This is a genomic window from Lysobacter stagni (assembly GCF_030053425.1).
GTDB classification, from domain to species: domain Bacteria; phylum Pseudomonadota; class Gammaproteobacteria; order Xanthomonadales; family Xanthomonadaceae; genus Lysobacter_J; species Lysobacter_J stagni.
Genome location: NZ_JASGBI010000001.1, coordinates 3,599,016 through 3,621,332, shown reverse-complemented (window position 1 = coordinate 3,621,332; position 22,317 = coordinate 3,599,016). Strand labels below are relative to the sequence as shown.

Annotated in this window: 16 protein-coding genes and 2 riboswitches; of the genes, 8 read left to right on the top strand and 8 right to left on the bottom strand. The window is 67.4% G+C overall.

From position 1 onward, the window contains the following. Positions 1-728: 728 nt before the first annotated feature. Genes QLQ15_RS16785 through rpoN form a run of 3 tightly spaced genes read right to left on the bottom strand, consistent with a single transcriptional unit; the run spans position 729 to position 3,974 of the window. Positions 729-2,198, bottom strand: coding sequence for a sigma-54 dependent transcriptional regulator (locus tag QLQ15_RS16785; RefSeq protein WP_283213886.1), 1,470 nt, complete (start codon positions 2,196-2,198; stop codon positions 729-731). Beyond that, on the bottom strand, positions 2,195-2,581 hold the full coding sequence (locus tag QLQ15_RS16780) for a response regulator (RefSeq protein ID WP_283213885.1): 387 nt from the start codon (positions 2,579-2,581) through the stop codon (positions 2,195-2,197). Before QLQ15_RS16780 ends, QLQ15_RS16785 begins: the two co-directional genes overlap by 4 nt. Before the next feature lie 7 nt (positions 2,582-2,588). Next, positions 2,589-3,974 (bottom strand): RNA polymerase factor sigma-54, encoded by a 1,386-nt coding sequence (gene rpoN / locus QLQ15_RS16775; protein ID WP_283213884.1) that lies wholly within the window; start codon positions 3,972-3,974, stop codon positions 2,589-2,591. Between the two features lie 653 nt (positions 3,975-4,627). On the opposite strand from rpoN, the gene QLQ15_RS16770 reads away from it, so the two are divergent. Then, the gene (locus QLQ15_RS16770) at positions 4,628-4,933 is read left to right on the top strand and encodes a hypothetical protein (protein WP_283213883.1); all 306 of its coding nucleotides are present in this window, start codon (positions 4,628-4,630) and stop codon (positions 4,931-4,933) included. Positions 4,934-5,165: 232 nt separating this feature from the next. On the opposite strand, the gene QLQ15_RS16765 is transcribed toward QLQ15_RS16770, so the two are convergent. After that, positions 5,166-5,882 carry a response regulator gene (locus QLQ15_RS16765; protein WP_283213882.1) on the bottom strand — a complete coding sequence of 239 codons (717 nt, stop codon included), beginning with the start codon at positions 5,880-5,882 and terminating at the stop codon, positions 5,166-5,168. Between the two features lie 153 nt (positions 5,883-6,035). Between QLQ15_RS16765 and QLQ15_RS16760 the strand changes: the two genes are divergently transcribed. The 4 genes from QLQ15_RS16760 (at position 6,036) to QLQ15_RS16745 (ending at position 8,783) form a co-directional block, all read left to right on the top strand. Then, entirely contained in the window at positions 6,036-6,836 is an 801-nt protein-coding gene (locus QLQ15_RS16760; RefSeq protein WP_283213881.1) for a methyltransferase domain-containing protein, read from the top strand. Positions 6,837-6,886: 50 nt separating this feature from the next. After that, positions 6,887-7,165 carry a DUF4242 domain-containing protein gene (locus QLQ15_RS16755; RefSeq protein WP_283213880.1) on the top strand — a complete coding sequence of 93 codons (279 nt, stop codon included), beginning with the start codon at positions 6,887-6,889 and terminating at the stop codon, positions 7,163-7,165. 34 nt (positions 7,166-7,199) lie between these two features. Beyond that, a complete protein-coding gene (locus QLQ15_RS16750) occupies positions 7,200-8,177 on the top strand; it encodes a hypothetical protein (protein ID WP_283213879.1) in 978 nt (325 codons plus the stop codon). Between the two features lie 72 nt (positions 8,178-8,249). Then, positions 8,250-8,783 carry a hypothetical protein gene (locus QLQ15_RS16745; protein ID WP_283213878.1) on the top strand — a complete coding sequence of 178 codons (534 nt, stop codon included), beginning with the start codon at positions 8,250-8,252 and terminating at the stop codon, positions 8,781-8,783. Between the two features lie 105 nt (positions 8,784-8,888). Here the strand turns inward: QLQ15_RS16745 and gcvP are convergent, their stop codons facing one another. Then, positions 8,889-11,783: an aminomethyl-transferring glycine dehydrogenase gene (gene gcvP / locus QLQ15_RS16740; RefSeq protein ID WP_283213877.1), complete on the bottom strand. Its 2,895-nt coding sequence runs from the start codon at positions 11,781-11,783 to the stop codon at positions 8,889-8,891. 59 nt (positions 11,784-11,842) lie between these two features. After that, positions 11,843-11,957, bottom strand: a riboswitch (glycine riboswitch). A gap of 1 nt (position 11,958) precedes the next feature. Then, positions 11,959-12,058: riboswitch (glycine riboswitch) on the bottom strand. 383 nt (positions 12,059-12,441) lie between these two features. Here gcvP and QLQ15_RS16735 point away from each other — a divergent pair. The 3 genes from QLQ15_RS16735 (at position 12,442) to QLQ15_RS16725 (ending at position 18,204) form a co-directional block, all read left to right on the top strand. Further along, complete coding sequence (locus QLQ15_RS16735; RefSeq protein WP_283213876.1) at positions 12,442-16,206, top strand: ESPR-type extended signal peptide-containing protein; 3,765 nt, start codon at positions 12,442-12,444, stop codon at positions 16,204-16,206. Between the two features lie 157 nt (positions 16,207-16,363). Then, the gene (locus QLQ15_RS16730) at positions 16,364-16,786 is read left to right on the top strand and encodes a VOC family protein (protein WP_283213875.1); all 423 of its coding nucleotides are present in this window, start codon (positions 16,364-16,366) and stop codon (positions 16,784-16,786) included. A gap of 164 nt (positions 16,787-16,950) precedes the next feature. Next, positions 16,951-18,204, top strand: coding sequence for a multidrug effflux MFS transporter (locus tag QLQ15_RS16725; protein ID WP_283213874.1), 1,254 nt, complete (start codon positions 16,951-16,953; stop codon positions 18,202-18,204). Positions 18,205-18,207: 3 nt separating this feature from the next. Here the strand turns inward: QLQ15_RS16725 and QLQ15_RS16720 are convergent, their stop codons facing one another. The 3 genes from QLQ15_RS16720 to QLQ15_RS16710 all read right to left on the bottom strand — a co-directional run bounded on the left by QLQ15_RS16720 (position 18,208) and on the right by QLQ15_RS16710 (position 22,243). Then, the gene (locus QLQ15_RS16720; protein WP_283213873.1) at positions 18,208-19,482 is read right to left on the bottom strand and encodes an amino acid permease; all 1,275 of its coding nucleotides are present in this window, start codon (positions 19,480-19,482) and stop codon (positions 18,208-18,210) included. Positions 19,483-19,647: 165 nt separating this feature from the next. Next, positions 19,648-20,736 carry an aromatic ring-hydroxylating oxygenase subunit alpha gene (locus tag QLQ15_RS16715; RefSeq protein WP_283213872.1) on the bottom strand — a complete coding sequence of 363 codons (1,089 nt, stop codon included), beginning with the start codon at positions 20,734-20,736 and terminating at the stop codon, positions 19,648-19,650. Positions 20,737-20,782: 46 nt separating this feature from the next. Continuing rightward, complete coding sequence (locus QLQ15_RS16710) at positions 20,783-22,243, bottom strand: amidohydrolase family protein (protein WP_283213871.1); 1,461 nt, start codon at positions 22,241-22,243, stop codon at positions 20,783-20,785. Positions 22,244-22,317: the final 74 nt, after the last annotated feature.

The window sequence follows — 22,317 nt, the reverse complement described above, 5'->3', positions numbered from 1 at the left end:
GGGAGCGGATGGTTTTGGTTACTTTTGCCGAAACAAAAGTAACCCGCTCGCTTGCGAGCGGAAGCTGTTGCTCTTGATATCGACGTTGTTGAAGCTCGTCATTCCCGCGAAGGCGGGAATCCATGTGTCCGACGTATCACGGCCTTCGAAAAGAGTGCGATGGCTGAAGGTTGGATTCCCGCCTTCGCGGGAATGACGGCAACCATGGCAACGGCAATCGCAGAGCAACGGCAAGGGCAACGGCTTCCGCCCGAAAACGGGCGGGTTACTTTTGTCTTGGCAAAGTAACCAAAACCGCTGGCTCCCTCCGCGATCCGCCGCTGCGCGGCGGTCCCCTGCGCTCCTCGCCGCACGAGGGCACGCCGCCCAAACTCGCTACGCTGCGCTTCGCTCAGACATGGGCGGCTCTTCGGCCCTCGCACGGCTCCGGTGCTCGGCTCGCTCCGAAGTCGCAAGATCAACCGCAACTGCAACTGCAACTGCGACTGCAACTGCGACTGCAACGGCAACTGCGACTGCAACGGCAACTGCAACGGCAACTGCAACGGCAACTGCGACTGCGACTGCGACTGCGACTGCAGCCCGGGCCGCGCCCCGGGGGCTCATGAACCACAGCAGCCCCGATGCCCTTCGCCCGGGCAACAAAAAGCCCGGGTGCGTTTCGCATGCCCGGGCCATGTCCGACCAGCAGCGGGAGCGCTAACACTCACCGCACGAAAATCGAATCCTCAGAACTCCGGCGCCAGCTCCATCGTGTCGCGCTCGATTCCGTACTTGCGCAGCTTCTCCACCAGCGTCGTGCGGCGCAGGCCGAGCAGCGGTGCCGCGTGGGCGACCACGCCACCGGTCTGGGCCAGCGCGGCGCGGATCAGGTCGAGTTCGATGTTGGCGATGTGCCCGCGCAGGTCGATGCCCTGCGGCGGCAGCGTCGTCGTCGGCGACAGCGTGGACGGGTCCGGGGCTTCGGCTTCGCGCAGCAGCGACATCACCGGAGCGGGTTCCTCCGGCTGGATGCGGTCGATCGCCGCCAGCGTTTCCGCCGGCAGCTGCGTGCGGTAACGCGCCGGCAGGTCGTCGGCGCGCACCAGGCCGCCCGGATGCAGCACCGACAGGCGCTCCAGCAGGTTGCTCAGTTCGCGTACGTTGCCCGGCCAGGCGTACTGCTGCAGCATCGCGACGGCGTCGCCGGCCAGCGTCACGCGGCCGCGGCCGCTCTCGGACAGCTGGCGCGTGATGGCGTTGATCAGGTCCGTCAGGTCGGCAGCGCGCTCGCGCAGCGACGGCATCTCGATGGGAAACACGTTGAGGCGGTAGAACAGGTCCTCGCGGAACTTGCCTTCGGCGATGTGTGATTCGAGGTTGCGGTGCGTCGCGGCGATCACGCGCACGTTGCACTTCATCGTCGCGCCGCCGCCAACGCGCTCGAAGCAGCGTTCCTGCAGGACGCGCAGCAGCTTCACCTGCATCGCCATCGGCATGTCGCCAATCTCGTCGAGCAGCAACGTGCCGCCCTCGGCCATCTCGAAACGGCCCTTGCGCTGCGTCAGCGCGCCGGTGAAGGCGCCCTTCTCGTGGCCGAACAGTTCGCTTTCCAGCAGGTCCGGCGGAATCGCACCGCAGTTGATCGCGACGAACGGCTTCTCGCGGCGCGGCGAACGCGCGTGGATCGCGCGCGCGGCGACTTCCTTGCCGGTACCGGATTCGCCCAGGATCAGCACGGTGGTATCGAACGCGGCGACCTGGTCGATCATGCGCGTCAGGCGCAGCACGGCCGGGCTGCGGCCGGTGGGGCCGATCGGCGGCATCTCGCGGCGCGCGTCGTCGTCCAGGCGCTTCAGGCTGGCGCGACGCAGCACGTCCTGCAGTTGCGGGCGACGGATCGGGTAATCCAGCGGCCACACGGTGTCGGGGTGGATCTGTGCACGCCAGGCGGCGTTGTCGTCCTGCCCGGCCAGTTCCAGTACCGGCGGATGCATCGGCTGCGCACCGAGCCACGCCGCGAAGCGCTCCCACGCCACCCCGTCACCGGTGTCACCGACGACGACGGCGACCCAGTCGCTGGCGCGCGCGCGCTCCAGGCTCACTTCGTCCGCGTCGCTAGCCAGACGCGGGGTGAAATCCATGAACTCCAGCAGCGTGGCGATGCGCTCGGCGCGCGCCATGTCCTGGTCGATCAACAGAATGCGGGACTCGCTCATGACGTGGTGTCTTCCGTGGCAAGGCGCTCCAGCAGCGGGAGCACGTCCTGTATGTAGGCAAGCTTGCTGACGAACGCGTCCGCGCCGGCGCGCAGGGCATGTTCGCGGTGTTCGGTGTCGTCGAAATGACTGGCGATGACGATGTAGGGCAGCGGCTCGTCCTGCGCCTTGATCAGGCGCGCCGCCTGCAGCCCGCCCATCTCGGGCATGGCCATGTCCATCAACACCACGTCCGGACGCAGCGTCTCGCACTGCGTGATGGCTTCGATGCCGTTGCCGGCGGTGCCGACGATGTTGGCCCACGGCTGGCGGCGCAGGTGACGGATCGCCGCGCTGATGAAGCCCGGGTGGTCGTCGACGATGAGGATTCGCAGTTCACGCATGATGGTTTCAACCTGCCTTCGCGAGCACGGCCGGGGTGCGGCGGCGCTGGCGCGCCGGCGCGATGGCCAGCTGGTCACGGTACTTGGCTACTGTGCGGCGCGCCACGCGCACGCCCTGGCGGGCGAGCAGGCCGGCGATGGTGTCGTCGGCCAGCGGCGCATGCGCCGGTTCATCGTCGATCAGGCGCTTGACCATCGCCTTCACCGCGCTGCCCGACACGTCCGCACCTTCCAGGCGCACCGCGAACAGGCGCTTGAGCTCGATCGTGCCGCGCGGGGTCTGCAGGTACTTGCCGCTGGTGATGCGCGAGACGGTGGATTCGTGCATGCCGATGGCGTCGGCCACTTCGCGCAGGGTGAGCGGTGCGATGGCCTCGTCGCCCTGTTCCAGATACGCGCGCTGGCGTTCGACCAGCACGCGCGCGGTGCGCAGCAGGGTGTCGTTGCGCATGGTCACGCCGCGCACCAGCCAGCGGGCTTCGTCGAGCATGCCGCGCAGTGCGCTGACGTCGCCCGGGGCGTCGGCCAGGGCGCGTTCACAGTGTGCGGCGATGCGCACGCGCGGCGTGGAGCGCGCATTGAGCGCGACGCGCCAGGCGCCGTCGGCGCGCCAGGCCACCACGTCGGGCACGATCACGTCGTGTTCGCGAGCGGGAGCATCCTCGATCGGATGCGCGCGCAGGGTGAGGATCAGCGCGACCGCGGCACGGACGGCGTCGGCATCGACGCGCAACGCCTTGGCCAATGCGGCCTCGTCGTGCATCGCCAGCAGGTCCACGTGGTCGCGCAGGATGCGCATGGCCAGCGTGCGTGCCCCGGATTCGGGCTGCATCGACAACTGCGCGCGCAGGCATTCGCCGGCATCGACGGCGGCCACGCCCGGCCATTCGCCGTGCAGCAGGCGCTGGCGGACGATTTCCAGCTCGCTGGCATCCACATTGCAGGCGCCATGGCCGAGCAGGTGCAGTTCGTCGAGCGGGGCTTCCAGGTAGCCGCGGTCGTCGCACTGGTCCAGCCACCAGGCGGCGATGGAAAGGTCGCGCGCGTCCCACTGCAGGGCGAGGGACTGCAGCAGGCGCACGCGCGGGTCGGTGGAAGCGGATTCGGCGACGCGCGAGGCGGCATCGTCGTAGTCGCTGCCGACGGAGCCGCCGGACAGGAAGGAGGGCTCGGGCAGTTCGTCCCACGCGGCGGTCTCGAGCTGCGCATCGGCGCACGCGTCGTCGATGTCGTCCTCGGGCTCTTCCTGCTCGAGCAGCGGATTGCGTTCCAGCGCCTGGCGCAGCTCCATCTCGAGCTGCGGCGCGGTGAGCTGGAGCATCCGGATCGACTGCAGGAGCTGCGGCGTCAGATTGACGCCGAGCCCTAGCTTCGGGCTCATCGTTGCTTTCACGTTTGTGTCCCCATCCGCCGGAACCGGCGGCCACGGAAGTCATCGTGATGTGAAGGTGCCGGCAAACGAATCGGGGCGAACCCGGACACTCCTCGGGGAAAACCTGTCGGGTTGTCGGGGACACCCCTACATTGCGACGTGTTTCCGACGACGCTGTGCCGCGTGGGTCAGGGGTTGACGCGAAAGGGCACGGAGATGGTCGTCACAGTTGGGGTTTGTGACGGAAATCCGTGGCGGGTCGGGTGCCGGAAAGGTGGCGTGATCGGGGGTGTGCAAAGTGTGGGCCAGATTGGGCTCTTGCCGGAGATGCCGCGATGACGGCTGATCGTTGAGGCTGCTGCGCGCTTCGCGCGCCCCCTCTTCCGCCCTTCGGGCACCTTCTCCCACGAGGGGAGAAGGAACAGCGCAAGTGCTGTTGCTGTTGCTGTTTGCTGTTTGCTGTTGCCGTGGATTTTGCGACTTCGGAGCGAGCCGAGCACCGCAGCGGTGCGGGGGCCGAAGAGCCGCCCGTGTCTGAGCGAAGCGCAGCGTAGCGAGTTTGGGCGGCGTGCCCCCGCGCCGCGAGGAGCACAGGGAACCGCCGCGTAGCGGCGGATCGCGGAGGGAGCGGATGGTTTTGGTTACTTTTGCCAAAACAAAAGTAACCCGCTCGCTTGCGAGCGGAAGCTGTTGTTCTTGATGTCGACGTTGTTGAAGCTGGTCATTCCCGCGAAGGCGGGAATCCAACCTTCAGCCATCGCACTCTTTTCGAAGGCCGTGATACATCAGACACGTGGATAGTGCCGCCATGCGGCGGCCCAGAAGACCCCGCCTTCGCGGGAATGACGGCAACCATGGCAACGGCAACGGCAACGGCAACGGCAACGGCAATTGCAGAGCAATGGCAATTGCAGAGCAATGGCAAAGGCAACAGCTTCCGCCCGAAAACGGGCGGGTTACTTTTGTCTTGGCAAAAGTAACCAAAACCGCTGGCTCCCTACGCGATCCGCCGCTGCGCGGCGGTCCCCTGCGCTCCTCGCCGGAAAAGGGTCGTCGCCCAAACTCGCGCCGCTACGCGGCACTCAAACAGTGGGCGACTCTTCGCCCTTTTCCGGCTCCGGTGCTCGGCTCGCTCCGAAGTCGCAAGATCAACCGCAACGGCAACTGCAACTGCAACTGCGACTGCGACTGCACCTCCGCGCGGCGAGCACGCTACGGCACGAACATATACCCCACACCCCGCACCGTCCGAATCGCCCGCGGATTCTCTGGGTCGGCCTCGACCTTGCGGCGCAGGCGTGCGATACGGATGTCGATGGACCGATCGAAGGGCTCCCACTCACGGTTCTTCGTAAGCGTCAGGATCTGGTCGCGCGACAGCGCCTTGCCCGCGTGTTCCTGCAACACACGCAGCAGGTCGAACTCCATGTGCGTGACCATCACTTCGCTGCCGTCGGCGTCGAACAACTGGTGGGCGTCCAGATCCAGCGTGCAGCGACCGAAGGCAATGCGTCGGGCGGTGGTGTTATCCGTCGCCGCGGGTGTCGCATCCGGCCGCGCCTGGATGCGGCGCAGCACGCTTTTCACGCGTGCAAGAAGTTCGCGCGGGTCGAAGGGCTTGGCGACGTAATCGTCCGCGCCGATCTCCAGCCCGACGATGCGGTCGATCACGTCGCCCGATCCGGTGACCATGATGATGCCGACGTCGAAACGCTCGCGCAGGTAACGCGCCAGGCTCAGGCCGTCCTCGCCGGGCAGCCGGATGTCCAGCAGCACCAGGTCCGGCGCCTCGCTTTCGAGTTCGCGTCGCATTGCAGCGCCGTCTTCGGCCTGCAGGGCGCGAAAGCCGTGCGTCGAGAGCGCCTCCACGAGCATCTCGCGGGTCGGGCGGTCGTCGTCCACCACCAGGACACAGGGCGTGTGCGCCATTGCGGGGCCCTACCAGGGAAACCGTGGCGGCAAGTATCCGCCCGCGTTACCAACCGTTACAAACCCATGCCCACGAGACATCGGACCGATACGCGCGCTGCCTAGATTGGCCTCCATGCCGACGCATTCGCCGGCCACGCACTGGAGACCACCATGGAACGCTGCCCGCTCGCCCTCGACACGATGTACCTGAACCGGCAGGTGCGCGCGACCTACGACCGCGTGGCACGCGCGCCGGGCAGCGGCTTCCACTTCCATACCGGCGGCGACTACGCGGTGCAGCGGCTGGGCTACGACGCCGCGGAACTGGCGAGCCTGCCGGCGGTCAGCACCGATCGCTTCTCCGGCGTGGGCAACCCGCACCGCATCGGCACGATTCGTGCCGGGAGCGTCGTCCTCGACCATGCGTGCGGCGCCGGCATGGACCTGCTGCTGGCGGCGCGCGCCATCGGCCCGCAGGGGCGCGCGATCGGCGTGGACCTGACGCCGGCGATGCGCGGCTGCGCGATCCGAGCGGCGGCACAGGCCGGACTGATCGATCGGGTGATGCTGCATGAAGGCACCTTCGAAGACCTTCCGGTGGAGGACGCCAGCGTCGACTACGTGCTCTCAAACGGCGTGTTGAACCTGGCACCGGACAAGCCGCGCGTGGTCCGCGAGATCGCGCGGGTGCTGCGTCCCGGTGGCGAGCTGTTCCTGGCCGACGTGGTGCTGGACCGCGAACTGGCCGCGCCCGTGCGCGCCAACGCGGACCTGTGGACGGCGTGCGTCGCCGGCGCCCTCACCGAAACAGCGCTGCCGGAACTGCTGCGCGAATGCGGCCTGACGCAGGTGCGCATCACCGAACGCTTCGAATGTTTCGCAGGCACCGGCATCGACCGCAAGTTCCATCGTCATCTGCATGCCTACGGCGTCAACGTGCACGCCGTCCGCCCCATCGATCCGTCGGCGTGAGCCGGCATCCACGACGCGTCCGCGCGGACGCATTCACAAGAGAGGTTGTCATGCTCAGGAAGTACGTCATTGAACGCAACGTCGCCGGCATCGGCGCCGAACCCGTCGAAGCGCTGTGCGGCATCGCACTGCAATCCAACCGTGTGCTGGACGAACTCGGCACCGGCGTGCAGTGGCTGCACTCGTACGTCGTCGACGACAAGACCTACTGCGTGTACCTGGCGCGCGATCCGGAACTGATCCGCGAGCACGCCCGCCGCGCCGGCATTCCCGCCGACGCCATCGCGGAGGTGAAGTCCGTAATGGAACCCACCATGGCGCCGGCCTGAACCGGCGCGCATGACCGCATCACCGGAGTCAAGAATGAACGTTGCAACTGCCCGACAAGCCGCCCTGCGATGGAACGCCAACGTGGCGGCGGACGACAGCGCGCGCTATGCGCGCTGCGTCCAGGTGTCCAAGCGCGTGCGCTGGGACATCGATGCCGATGTCATCCGCGGACGCGATTTCGATCACGACCGCACCTTCCTTCCCCCCGGCCTCTCCCTCGTCGATGCGCTGGATTTCCTCGACGAGGGAGAGCGCCGTTTCTTCAGCCAGGTGCAGGGACGCACCTACGCGTGGATGTTCGGCCTGGTCGAACGCTTCATCGGCGCGAAGATGCTGCAGACCTCCGGCCAGCACTGGCTGGGCGACCAGCGTGCGCTGGAAGCACTGGTGCGCTTCTCCGACGAGGAGATCAAGCACCAGGAATTGTTCCGGCGCCTGGAAGCGCTGATGGACGCGCGCATGCCCGTCGGGCATACCAAGGTCGCCGAACCCAATGCCGTCGCGCAGGCGGTGCTGGGTCGTCGCAGCTGGGCGGTGCTGGCGCTGATCCTGTCGATCGAGTTGATGTCGCAGCGGCATTACGAGGAAAGCATCGCGCCGCAGATGGACCTGTGCCCGCTGTGGAAGGACGTGTTCCTGTTCCATTGGCGTGAGGAAAGCCAGCACTCGATCGTCGACGAGCTGGAATGGCAGGCCGAGTACGAGCGCATCGGCGAGGACGAACATGACGCGGCGGTGGACGACCTGATCTCCCTGGTCGGCGCGGTGGACGACATCCTCCGTGCGCAGGCCGACGCGGACGCCGCGTACTTCCTGTCCGGTTGCGACCGGCCGTTCGGACAGCGCCAGCGAGATCGCGTGGCCAGCGTGCTGCGCGGCGCGTACCGCTGGCAGTACATCGCCTCGGGCGTACAGCACCCGCGCTTCGAACGATTGTTCACGGAGATGACCACGCCAGCACAGCAGCGCCGTGTCGCCGGTGCGCTGGAGCCGATCGTCCAGTCCATCTGAACTTCCTTCGCATGCCCCATCGAACGACACGGTGGCCGGCCCATCCGGCCACCGCTCCCCCGGAGTACGCACATGAAAACCATGAACCTGATGGCCGCACTGGCGCTGGTCGCCGCGGCGCATTCCATCTCCACCCGTACCGCCTCCGCGCGCGAGACCGTCGCGCAGCAGCAACCGCAGGCGGAACGCATCTTCGATCTGCCGACCGTGCGCGTGTATGCCACGGTCGAGCGCGAGCGCGCGCCGGCGATGGCGCGCGCGCAAGCGGAGCTTCGCGTGCACGATCTTCCTGCGGTGCGCGTGCATGCGCCGCGCGAAGCGAGTATCGATCGGCGCCAGGTCAGTGCGACACGCAGCGCCTCGCGTCGTCAGGCGCTTGGAATCCCGCGCGGCGGACAACGCCGCGGCATAACGCCGGAGCGTATCCCGGGCGCGAGTGTCGAAGAGCGCGGCGAAAGCTGGGTCGCGTTGGGCTGCATGATCCGCCTGCGCCTGTCGCGGGTGTGGCCAACGCAGGGTTGCAACGCTAATGCCGCGATGGATGGCCACCGCCTGCCGCGCGCGAATGCGGGCATGACCGCAGCCTCGCTCGGACGACGAAGATGATGCGCTCGCCTTGGCGGGCATGGATGCAGGAACGAAAAGGCCCCGCGATGCGGGGCCTTTGTCTTCTTCCATCCCCCCGCAAGCAGGGGAAGGCGATGTGCTCCCTTACGCCTCGACCGCTTCGTCGTCCTTGTACGCATCCACCGGGATGCAGGCGCACATGACGTTCTTGTCGCCGTAGACGTTGTCCACGCGCGCGACGGGCGGCCAGTACTTCTGCAGCTTCAGCGACGGCAGCGGGAACGCGGCCAGCTCGCGCGGGTAGGCGTGGGTCCACTCGCTGGCCGACACGGCGGTGGCGGTGTGCGGTGCGTGCTTGAGCGGGTTGTCCTCGCGGTCCAGCTTGCCGTCCTCGATGGCGCGGATCTCGTCGCGGATCTGGATCATCGCGTCGATGAAACGGTCGAGTTCGTGCATCGACTCGGACTCGGTCGGCTCCACCATCAGCGTGCCGGCGACCGGGAAGCTCAGCGTCGGCGCGTGGAAGCCGAAGTCGATCAGGCGCTTGGCGACGTCCTCGGCCGACACGCCGGTCGAATCCTTGAGCGGACGCAGGTCGAGGATGCACTCGTGCGCGACCAGATCGTTACGACCGGTGTAGAGCGTCTCGTAGTGCGGCGCCAGGCGCTTGGCGATGTAGTTGGCGTTGAGCAGCGCGACCTGCGTCGCGCGGCGCAGGCCGGCGGCGCCCATCATCGTCACGTACATCCAGCTGATCGGCAGGATCGAGGCCGAACCGAAGCTCGCCGCGCTCACCATGCCGACGTCGCCTGCGCCCACGCCCTGCGTCTTCACGCCCTCGCTGCCCAATGCACGCGGCAGGAACGGCGCAAGGTGCGACTTCACCGCGCACGGGCCAACGCCCGGGCCGCCGCCGCCGTGCGGAATGCAGAAGGTCTTGTGCAGGTTGAGGTGCGAAACGTCCGAACCCCACTTGCCCGGTTTCGCCACGCCGACGAGGGCGTTCATGTTGGCGCCGTCGGTGTACACCTGGCCACCGTGCTTGTGCACGATCTCGCAGATCTCGACGACGTCTTCCTCGAACACGCCGTGGGTGGACGGGTAGGTCATCATGATCGCGGCCAGGCGCGAGCTGTACTTCTCCGCCGCGCGGCGGATGTCCTCGATGTCGACGTTGCCGTTGGCGTCGGTCTTGGTGACCACCACCTGCATGCCGCACATCTGCGCCGACGCGGGGTTGGTGCCGTGCGCCGATTCGGGAATCAGGCAGATGTCGCGGTGCGCTTCGCCGTTGGCGCGGTGGTAGGCGCGGATGGCCAGCAGGCCCGCGTACTCGCCCTGCGCGCCGGAGTTGGGCTGCAGGCTGACGGCGTCGTAGCCGGTGCATTCCACCAGCATCGCTTCCAGTTCGTCGATCAGCTGCTTGTAGCCGCCGGCCTGCGTGGCCGGAGCGAACGGATGGAGATTGCCGAACTCCGGCCACGTCACCGGGATCATCTCGGCAGTGGCGTTGAGCTTCATGGTGCACGAGCCCAGCGGGATCATCGTGCGGTCCATCGCCAGGTCCTTGTCGGCCAGCGAACGCATGTAGCGCAGCAGCTCGTGCTCGCTGTGGTGCGTATTGAACACCGGGTGCGTGAGGAACGCGCTGGCGCGCAGCAGGCCGGACGGCAGCGCGTCGACGGCCTTCGCATCCAGCGCGTCGACGTCGAGCTTCGCGCCGAACAGCGCGGCGACCGCGACGATGTCGTCGCGCGTGGTCGTCTCGTCCAGGCTGATGCCGACACTGCGGCCGTCGATGCGGCGCAGGTTGATGCGCGCGGCTTCTGCCTTGGCGTGGATCGCGCCGGCGTCGACATCGACCACGTGCAGCGTGTCGAAGAAGTCCGGGCCGACGGTGACGCCGGCGTCGCGCAGCGCGGCGGCCAGGATGGCGGCCAGGCGGTGCGTGCGGCGCGCGATGCGCTGCAGGCCATCCGGGCCGTGGTAGACGGCGTACATCGAGGCCATCACCGCCAGCAGCACCTGCGCGGTGCAGATGTTCGACGTCGCCTTCTCGCGACGGATGTGCTGCTCGCGCGTCTGCAGCGTGAGGCGGTACGCGGCCTTGCCTTCGGCATCGATCGACACGCCGATCAGGCGGCCCGGCATCGAACGCTTGTAGGCATCACGGCACGCCATGAACGCGGCGTGCGGACCGCCGAAACCGAACGGCACACCGAAGCGCTGCGTATTGCCGACCACGATGTCCGCGCCCCATTCGCCGGGCGCGGCGATCAGCGTCAGCGCGAGCAGGTCGGTGGCCACCGCGACCAGGCCGCCGCGCGCGTGCACGGCATCGCTCAGTGCCCTGTAGTCGTGGATCTGGCCAAAGGTGTTGGGGTACTGCAGCAGCACGCCGAAGCTGTCGATGCTGGCGGCTTCCGCGTCGTCGGCGACGACCAGCTCGATCTCGAGCGGTTCGGCGCGCGTGCGCAGCACTTCCAGCGTCTGCGGATGCACGCCGCTGGACACGAAGAAGATGTTGGACTTGCTCTTGGCCGAACGCTTGGCCAGCGTCATCGCCTCGGCGGCCGCCGTGCCTTCGTCGAGCAGCGAGGCGTTGGCGATCTCCATGCCGGTGAGTTCGGCGCACATCGTCTGGAAGTTGATCAACGCTTCCATGCGGCCCTGCGAGATCTCCGCCTGGTACGGCGTGTAGGCCGTGTACCACGCCGGGTTCTCCAGGATGTTGCGCAGGATGACGTTCGGCGTATGCGTGCCGTAGTAGCCCTGGCCGATGAAGCTGCGGAAGACCTGGTTCTTGTCGGCGATCGCGCGGATCTTGGCGATGGCCTCCACTTCCGTGATCGGCGCCGGCAGCGCCAGCGGATTGGGCGACTTGATCGACGAAGGCACGATGGCGTCGGTCATCGCGTCCAGCGAGGCGTGGCCGATCACGCCCAGCATCTGTTCGATCTCGGCGTCGTTGGGTCCGATGTGGCGCGCGATGAAGGCGTCGTGGTGCTCAAGGTCGCGCAGGGTGGTCTTCTGGCTCATGCAGGGGCGTCCGGATTTGGCTCGATAGCCGGGCGTGCGCGATCGCGCACATGGAGTGCCCCTCTGTCCTTTTGCCTGAGAGTTTGGAAGCGCGGGGCGGGGGAGGATGACCCCGCTGCCTTCTTGCCCCTTCGGCGCCGGTTCCGCGTTGCTGCGGTCGGTCTCTCCAGAGTGTGAGCCGACGGCGGTATCGGGGCCTGAGCGATTCCGGGCGTTTGCGCCTTCGGCAGCGATCCGGGCCGTTCAGGCTGGACCGCTTCTCCCACCGTCTGCTTGCGGTGGGAATTATACCCGGTGGGGTCGCGGCGCTGCGACGCCCGGCGCCCGCCGGGTCCTACCGCTGGCCGGTGTGGTGGGCGGTTCACCAGGATTGCCCGGCCCCGGGCCCCGCGCGCGCAGCAGCTCAGCGGACTTCTCCGGCTCGGTTCCGGGTGGCGCGGGTTGGCGCAGTTGCCACGCGCGGGTGGGCTGGAACCTAAACAGCAGGCAAATATTTTGCTCGGGCTATTCCGAAGAACGTGTCGGGAAGCCCTGTGCAGGGGGTCGGGAAACACCTAAGCAAAGTTCGGATTCGTCTGATTCGTCCCGCCTGAGCGGCTGAGAAGAATTCGCGGCTTCGAATTCCGGGCGCACGACCGCCCTCTCTCAGGTGACCTCCGTGAACAAGATCTATCGAATCGTCTTCAACCGCATGACCGGGCGCTGGGTGGTTGCGTCCGAAATGGCGAAGGGCCGCAAGAAGGCGTCTTCGAGTCGCACAGTCCTGGCCGCGGTGCTGATGACCAGCGCTGTTGGATTCGCCGGTGTTGCTGCGGCAGGAAGTCTGGATGGCGGCGTCGTCACCGGCACGGGTGTCGCCGTCGGTCCCGGCGCGCATGCAAGCAGCTCCACGGCGGAAAGTTCGACCGCGGTCGGCGCCAATGCCAAGGCGGAGGCCAATGCTTCGGTCGCCATCGGTTCGGACGCCACGGTTGTGATGGGCGGCGCCGTGGGCTCTTACTCCTCGACCCAACCCGGTGGCATCGCAATTGGTACCAGCTCCATCGGCAATGGCCTTGGCGTGATCGCGATCGGCTACAACGCCAACGCACAGCACGACAATGCGACGGCGTTGGGTGCGTACTCGGACGCCACCCAGGACAAGGCCATGGCGCTTGGTGTCACGTCCCTCGCGTCGGCAACCTCTGCGGTTGCGGTGGGCTACGGTGCTTCTGCGACGACGCAGAACTCGGTCGCGCTGGGCGCGAATTCGACGACTACCGCCACGCTGACCAACGCCGCCTACAACCCCGGCAGCACCCCGCTCTCGGGCACGGCGTCGACGGCCAACGGTGAAGTCTCCATCGGCGCCGCCACCAAGGAACGCCGCCTGACCAACCTGGCTGCCGGTTCGGCCGCCACCGACGCGGTCAACGTCAGCCAGCTGCAGGCGCAGGATGCCACCGTCGACAAGCAGGGCGCCGACACGGCGGCCGCGCTGGGCGGTACCTCGAGCTACAACGCCACCACCGGTGCGATTTCGGCGCCGAGCTACACGCTGACCAACGCCAACGCCATCGGCAGCACCAGCGGTGCGGCGACGGATGTGGGTTCAGGCTTCGCCAAGGTCGATGGCGCGCTGGGCAAGCTCAATACCACCGTCACCAACATCACGAACGGCGGCGGCATCAAGTACTTCCACGTTGCTTCCAGCGACCTCGACAGCAAGGCCCTGGGTGCGGATTCGACGGCCATTGGTCCGAATGCCGTCAGCTCTGGCAGCGCCGACGTCGCGATTGGCAACGGCGCGCAGGCCAATGGTGGCTTTGCACTGGGTAGCTGGGCCAATGCATCCGGTGGCGGTGCTGTTGCTATCGGTCAGTCGGCGACTGCGGCTGGCAACACGGCGTTGGCGCTGGGTGGCGCTTCCAATGCAAGTGGCAAGTTCTCCATCGCCCAGGGCTTCTTTGCTTCGGCCAGCCAGGACAGCGCCATCGCCGTGGGCAACAGCGCCCGTGCCAGCCAGGTGAAGGCTTTGGCCCTCGGCGCGGGTGCCAACGCTTCCGCCACGAATTCCGTGGCGTTGGGTGGAGGTTCCTCCACGTCGGCTGACCTGACCGCCGCCGGTTACAACCCTGGCAGCGCCGCGCTGTCGGGCACGGCGTCGACGGCCAACGGTGAAGTCTCCATCGGCGCGGCCACCAAGGAACGCCGCCTGACCAATCTGGCGGCGGGCTCGGCGGCGACGGATGCCGTCAACGTCAGCCAGTTGCAGGCGGAAGACGCCACGGTCGACCTGATGGGCGCGAACACGGCTGCCGCACTCGGCGGCGGTGCGAGCTATGACGCCGCCACCGGTGCGATCTCGGCGCCGGTGTACACGGTGACCCATGCCGACGGCACGACCTCGCAGGTGTCCGGCGTGGAAGGCGCAGTGAGCAACCTCGACGGCCGCGTGTACCAGAACACGCAGGACATCGCTGGCAACACGTCTGCGATCACCACGATCAACAACCAGCTCAACAGCGGCGCCATCGGCTTGGTGCAGCAGGCCGGTGCCGGTCAGAAGCTGACGGTGGGCAAGGACACCGATGGCAGCGACGTGGACTTCGCCGACAAGAACGGCAACACCCGCACGCTCAAGAACGTGGCGGCGGGCGTTGCCGATACCGATGCGGTGAACATGTCGCAGCTCAATGCGACCGATGCCAACGTGGCGCGCGTGGAAGGCAAGGCCGACCAGGCGGGTGCGGCGACGGCTGCCGCACTCGGCGGCGGTGCGAGCTATGACACCGCCACCGGTGCGATCTCGGCGCCGGTGTACACGGTGACCCATGCCGACGGCACGACCTCGCAGGTGTCCGGCGTGGAAGGCGCAGTGAGCAACCTCGATGGCCGCGTGTACCAGAACACGCAGGACATCGCTGGCAACACGTCTGCGATCACCACGATCAACCAGCAACTCAACGACGGCACCGTCGGCCTGGTGCAGTACGACGATACGGCGGGCCTGGTCACGGTGGCGAAGGACAAGGCCGGCACGGCCGTGGACTTCCGCGGTACTGTGGGTGCCCGTCGCCTGAAGGGCGTGGCGGCTGGCGGCGAGGACGAGGATGCGGTCAACGTGTCGCAGCTGAAGAAGGTCACCGACGCGATGGGTGGCGGGGCCGCGGTCAACGCCGACGGTTCGATCACCGCGCCGACGTACTACGTCACCAACGCCGACGGTTCGAAGTCGTCCGTGTCCAACGTGGGCGATGCGGTCACCAACCTCGACGGCCGCCTCTACAACAACACCACTGCCATCAGCACCATCAACCAGCAGATCAGCAGCGGCACGATCGGCCTGGTGCAGCAGGCTGCGCCAGGCGCGAAGCTGACGGTGGGCAAGGATACGGACGGTACGGAAGTGGACTTCGCCGATAACGGCGGCAACGCCCGCAAGCTGACCAACGTCGCCGACGGCGCCGTGGCGGCCGGCAGCAAGGACGCCGTCAACGGTGGCCAGCTGCATGCGGTGAGCCAGTCGATGGCCAGCGCGCTGGGCGGTGGTTCGGTGGTCAACGCCGACGGCACGATCTCCGCGCCGAGCTATTCGGTGACCAATGCCGACGGAACGACCTCGCAGGTGAACGGTGTGGAAGGCGCGATCAGCAACATCGACAACCGCGTCTACCAGAACACCACCGCCATCGCCGGCAACACTTCGGCCATCAACAACCTCACCACGCAGATCAGCAACGGTGAAGTGGGCTTGGTGAAGCAGGACGCCGCGACGCGCCAGATCACCGTGGCCAAGGACAGCGACGGCACATCGGTGAATGTCGCCGGCACGGCGGGCGACCGCGTGGTGACGGGCGTAGCCATGGCCAAGGCCGACAACGACGCGGTGAACCTGGGCCAGCTGAAGGCGGCGGGCGTGATTGCCGCCAACGGCGAAGCGAAGTCGGTGGTGACCTACGACAACGCCGACAAGAGCAGCATGACCATGGGCGGCGAAGGCGCGACCACGGCCGTGACGGTCCACAACGTCGCCGACGGCGTGGCCGATCACGACGCGGTCAATGTGTCCCAGCTCAACACGCGTCTGCAGCAGAACTCCACCGAGGTGCTGGTCCAGGCCAACAGCTACACCGACCAGCAGATCGGCGACGTGTGGACCGGCATGGACAAGCTCGCCACGCAGATGGCCAAGCAGGACAGCCGCATCAGCCAGCAGGGTGCGATGTCGATGGCCGAATCGCAGATGGCGTCGGGTGCCGCCGCCGCGGCGGTGGGCAACCCGAACGGTGCATGGTCGGTGGGCCTGGGTTCCGAGCAGGGCCATGGTGCGATCTCCGCCGGCTACGCCAAGCCGATCGGCGAGAAGAGCCAGATCAGCTTCGGTGCCGCGTTCAGCGGTAGCGACCACTCGATCGGCGTGGGCTTCGCGCACAGGCTCTGATCGCCGACGATCGCATGGCCAATGGAGCGGCAGTGAAGGACGGGGCGGGAAACCGCCCCGTCCTTTTTGTGACGGCCTGCGAAGGACGCGCGCGAAGTGGCGGGTCCTGCAAGCAGGCCTGGCTGTATCCTGTCGTCACCGCGCAAGGAGGCCGCCCATGCCCGCACCGCCCTTCCAGCTGCAGCAGATCGACCATGTCGTACTGCGCGTGCGCGATGTCGTCGGAATGATGGCGTTCTATTGCGACGTGCTGGGCTGCAGCATCGAACGCCGGCAGGAGGCCATCGGCCTGATCCAGCTGCGCGCGGGCCGTTCGCTGATCGACCTGGTCGACGTGCAGGGCACGCTCGGCCTCAAGGGCGGCGCGGCGCCGGGCCATGACGGCCACAACATGGACCACCTGTGCCTGCGTGCGGAACCCTTCGACCAGGAGGCCATCGTCGCGCATCTGGCCGCGCACGACGTTCGTGTGGCCGAGTTCGGCACGCGCTACGGTGCCGAAGGCGAAGGCCCGTCGCAGTATCTCTACGACCCGGAAGGCAACCTCGTCGAACTCAAGGGACCGCCGGACGTTCCCTGAGCGTCTACCTTTCCCACGTCATTCCCGCGAAAGCAGGTGCCGTCATTCCCGCGAAGGCGGGAATCCAACGTTGGCGGCATCACGCTTTACGGAAGGCGGAATCGGCTCTGACAATTGGATTCCCGCTTTCGCGGGAATGACGAACAACACACAAGCCGTACCAAATGCCCAGCCAACCCGCCACGCTTTCCATCTCCGTCCGACGTCTCGCACTGCTGCTCGGCGGCCTGGCGATGTTCGGCCCGTTCTCGATCGATACGATCTTCCCTGCGTTTCCGTCCATCGGCGCGCAGTTCGGTGCCGACAAGCTGGCGATGCAGCAGACCATCAGCGCTTACCTGGTCGCGTACGCGCTGATGAGCATCGTGCACGGCCCGCTGTCGGATGCGATCGGGCGGCGTCGCGTGATCCTGGGCGGGCTGGTGGTGTTCGCGCTGGCATCGGCCGGATGTGCGCTGGCGAAGGACCTGCCGACGCTGCTCGCGTTCCGCGCATTGCAGGGGTTGTCGTCGGGCGTGGGCCTGATCGTCGGGCGCGCGGTGATCCGCGACGTGCTGCACGGTCACGATGCGCAGCGCCTGATGAGCCATGTGTCGATGATCTTCGGCGTCGCGCCCGCGGTGGCGCCCATCATCGGCGGCTGGATCCTGGGCTGGAGCCATTGGCCGGCGATCTTCTGGTTCCTGGTCGTGTTCTCGGTGGTGCTGCTGGTGGCGACCTGGCGCGTGCTGCCCGAGACGCATCCGCCGGCGGCGCGATTGCCGCTGGTGCCACGCCACCTGCTGCGCGACTACATCGCCATCGTCCTCAACCCACGCTTCCAGAGACTGGCCGCGGCCAGCGCGTTCAACTTCGCCGCGCTGTGGGTGTACATCGCGTCCGCACCGGCCTTCGTGATGGACATCCTCAAGCTCAGCGAGCGCGAGTTCGGCTGGTTCTTCGTGCCGATGATCAGCGGCATGGTGATGGGCGCGTTCGTGTCCGGCCGCACCGCCGGCAAGGTGACGGGCGAGAGACTGGTGGCCATCGGCTTCGGCTGCTCGGCCATCGCCGTGGCGCTGAACCTGGGCTACAACCTGCTGGTCGACGTGCCGCGCGTGCCATGGGCCGTACTGCCGATGATGCTGCACGCGTTCGGCATCGCGCTGGTGTTTCCCATCGTCACGCTGGCGATCCTGGACATGTATCCGCGCCAGCGCGGCTCGGCGTCGTCGCTGCAGGCGTTCACCAGCCTGGTGTTGAACGCGGCGATCGCCGGCGTGTTGTCGCCGTGGATCAGCGACCATGCGCTGTGGCTGGTGGCTTCGGCGATCGTGTTCCTGATGCTGGGGTTCATGTTCTGGCGCTGGGAGCTGCGTGTCTCGCGCACGCGCAGCCTGGGCGAGGCCGCCGGTACCGTGCCGGGCGAGACGCTGTAAGCCTCAGCCCGGCTTTCGATGGCGCAGCCACGCGTGCAGTGGCAATCCGGCGGCAACGAGAACGCCGCCCCACACCAGTGCCTCGCCGCCGATGCCCAGCAGGGCATACAGGCTGTAGACCAGCGCAAGCGCGGCGACGATGCGGCCGGGTACGCCCACGCCGCGCACCAGCCATGCGGCACTGCTGACGACATAGGGCAGCAGCGTCGCGGCGGTGGAGAGCAGGATCGAGAACGTGAACACCTGCACCAGCGAGCGGCTGTAGTTCGCGGCGACCAGCGCGCTGGACAGCAGGCTGCTGACCACGATGCCCGCGACCGGCGTTCCGCGCGCATCCAGTCGCGCGAAGAACGCGGGAAACACGCGATCGCGCGCGGCGGCCAATGGCAGTTGTGCCGACAGCAACACCCAGCCGTTGAGCGCGCCGAAGCAGGACACGGCCATGGCCATTGCCAGGCCGATGCCGGCAGCCGGTCCCCACAGTGCGCGCGCCGCATCGGCCATGGGGGCTTGCGATTCCTTCAGCGACTCCATCGGCAGCAGGCCGATCACGGCCGTGCACGCCAGGATGGTCGCCACGCCCGCCAACAGCGTGCCGAACACCGTCGCGCGCGGCACCGTGCGTTCGGCGTTCTCTATGGAGCCGGCGGGAACGGTGGCGGCCTCCAACCCAAGCAGTGCCCACAAGGTCAGCGCAACGGTTGCGTGGGCGACGGCCGGCAGCGATTGGCCCGTCGGGTTGAATGGCGTGAAGTGACGCGTGTCGACCCACCACAGCGCGATGCCGCCGAACAGCAGCAATGGCAGCAACTTGAGCACGGTGGTGAGCAGCTGCACGCGTCCGGCCTCGCGCACACCGGCCAGGTTGATGGCGCTGCATAGCCACAGGGCACCCAATGCGCACAACGCGGCGCGCAGCGGCGTGGCGGTGAGTGTGGGGAATATGGCGCCCATGCTGCCGGCGAAGGCGACCGCGATGGCTGCGGTGGCGCACCAGATCGAGATCCAGTAACTCCACGCGATGATGAAGCCGGGCAGTTCACCGAAGGCATTGCGTGCGTACACATACGGGCCGCCGGTCTGCGGCCAGCGCATCGACAGCTGCGCGAACGTGAGTGCGAGCAACACAGCGCCGGCCAGCGTGATACCCCAGCCGAGCAGGCTGGCCGCGCCGTAGGGCGCCAGCGCCGCGGGCAGCAGGAACGCGCCCGAGCCGATCATGCTGCCGACGACCAGGGCGGCGGCGGACCAGACGCCCAGCGGACGCGATGCGCTCATGCGCGGACAGTCCCGTACTGCGGCATGGAGTCAGCGTTGCACCTGCTGTCATCCCCGCGAAGGCGGGGATCCACGCGTCCGGTGAAATTCCGTTCTCCGGAGCGCGTGATACATCCGCAGTCGGATCCCCGCCTTCGCGGGGATGACGGCTCACAGCGCAAGGATTCAACCCGCATCCGCGCGATAAACCGCACGCAGCAATTCGTGGAAGTGATGCACCGCGTTCTCGCGCAGCGGGTTCAGGCGGCCCGGTTCATACGAGCCGGACGACAGACCCCGTTGTACGTCCTCGCAGATGGTGAGGTCTTCCAACTGCACTTCATCGCTGAAGGCAAGGTCCGCGTCGCGACGCGCACGCGCTTCGCCGGAATCGTCGGGCGTGTAGTAGAAATCGAACTCGACGCGGCAACGGTCCACGCCCTTCGGGATCACGCGGTTGGTCTGCAGGCGGCCGGGCAGGATGTTGAGCATCGTGTTGGGCCACATCCAGTAGTACAGGGCATCGCCATCGCCGTAGAGCGCGTCGCCGCTTTCCAGCGGGCTCCACTGGTACGAGTACCAAGCCGCCGTTTCGGTGACGTAGCTGCGGTAATCCAGCAGCTTGTTGAGGCCCGGATGGATGTGCGGGACGTGGTAGCCCTCGAGGTAGTTGTCGACGTAGACCTTCCAGTTGCACGCGACGTCGTAGCTCACGCGGTGGTGGTGGCCGTAGTGCTCCAGTCCGCGATGCGCGCCCAGGCGCTCGTCGATGCCGGCCACGAACTCGTCGAACGCCGGTGCGTGCGCTTCGTCCACCGTCGCGAAAACCAGCCCGTGCCACACGCGCACCGACAACTGCGGCAGACGCACGTCCGAGACGTTGAAGTCCTGCGCGCCGCCCATTTCCGGTGCGGAGCGCAGCACGCCATCCAGTGTGTAGGTCCAGCCGTGGTACCGGCAGCGCAGCGACTTGGCTGCCAGTCCGTCGCAACTGGCGATGGGCCCGGCGCGATGACGGCACACGTTGTGGAAGACGCGGATCACGTCGTCGCCGCCGCGCACCGCGATCACCGGCAGCCCGGCGAAATCGCCGATCACGTGGTCGCCCGCGCCCTGCAGCTGGCAGACGTGCGCGATCAGCTGCCAGCCGCGATCGAAGATGGCGCGCCGGTCGATCGCGACGGTCGCTGGGTCCGCATACCAGCGGGCGGGCAGGGCGGTGGCGAAGTCCAGCGCCTGTGGCGCGAGGTCGGCAAGGCGGTCGGCGCGGTTCATTGCCGCAGCGTACGACCACCGCCCGCGTTTGGGGAAGCGCGGAGCGTTACGGCCCGGCCTTCGCCGCCGCCTCGCGCTGGCGGGCCACGCGCGAGGCGACATCGGCCAGCATCGCGTCGAGGTCGGCGCGGTCGTGGATCTGCCCGTGCTGCACGACGGCATGGATCTTCCGTGTCGCGCCGATGTCGCGCAGTGGATTGGCGTCCAGCAGCACCACGTCGGCGACCTTGCCGGCCTCCAGCGTGCCGTATTCATCCTGATGACCCAGGAAGCGCGCGCCATTGATCGTCGCCGCCTGCAGCGCCTGCTGCGGCGTCAGGCCGTAGTGCACCAGCCAGCCCAGCTCCTGGTGCAGGCCGATGCCGGGGTAGTTGTAGGAATTGAGAAAGCCTGCGTCCGTGCCCGCGAGGATCGTCACGCCGGCCTGTTGCAGCATCGGCAGCACGGTGGCGCTCTTCTCGAAGCGTTCGTGACGCTTGGCGATGGCCTGCGCGTCGTCCTTGGCGGCGCGTTCGACGCGCCAGGTGTAGGTCGCCTGCAGGCCGGGACCGATGTACTTCAGGTACGGATCGTCGTGGTGATCGTCCTGGTCGAGGTAGGTGACGACGCGGCTGCCATTGATGGTCGGCGTGATCGCCGTGCCGTGCTGCGCCAGGCGCGTGTAGACGGCCCGTGCCAGCGCCGGATCGAAGGTGGCGTTCCATTGCGTCCAGGCATCGTGGCTGGTGATCTCGCCCTTGGCGATCTTCTCGCCCAGCGATTTCTCCAGCGGCGACCCGGCCTTGAAGGCGTAATCCAGGTGCTCGATGGAATCCAGTCCGGCGGCGCTGACCTCGTCCAACGTCAATGCATACGGCACGTGCGCGGAGGTCTTCAGTCCGCGACGGTCTGCTTCCTTCACCGCCGCCAGGAACAATTCCGGCGACAGCGTGTTGTCGGTGATCTTCACGAAGTCGACTTTCCAGCCCTGCAGTTGGTCGAGTGCGGCATTCAACTCCGCGATCGAGCCGATTTCCAGGTCGCCCGGCCAGATCGACTTGTAGCCTTCGATCTTCGGGCCGGACGTGAAGATGCGCGGGCCGGACAGTTCGCCCCTGGCGACCGCGTCGCGCCACGCGAACACGCTGGGGCTCAGGTCGCCCGCGGCGTCGCGCACGGCGGTGATGCCGTGGGCGAGGTACAGCGGCAGCAGATTGCGGTTCTCCTCGATCAGCGCGTCGCCGCCGCCGAAATGCACGTGCATGTCCCACAGGCCGGGAATGGCGAACTTGCCCTTGGCGTCGAGCACGTCCGTCGCGTCGTAGGCGCGCGCCTGCTTCGCATCGACCACCGCGACGATGCGGCCATCGCGCACGGCGATGCTGCGATGCGGCTGCAGCGAACCGGCGACGACGTCAACCACGGTGGCATCGCGAACCAGCAGGTCCACGTGTTCGCCGGCGATCGCGTTGGACGCGAGCGGCAGAGTGGTGGCGAGGGCGATGGACAGAAACGGATGCGTGTTCATGCAGGAAGTGTGGCGATGGCTGACCGCACCATACTGCCCCAGCGCCGCGCAGCGCGATGCGAACACTGGCGGAA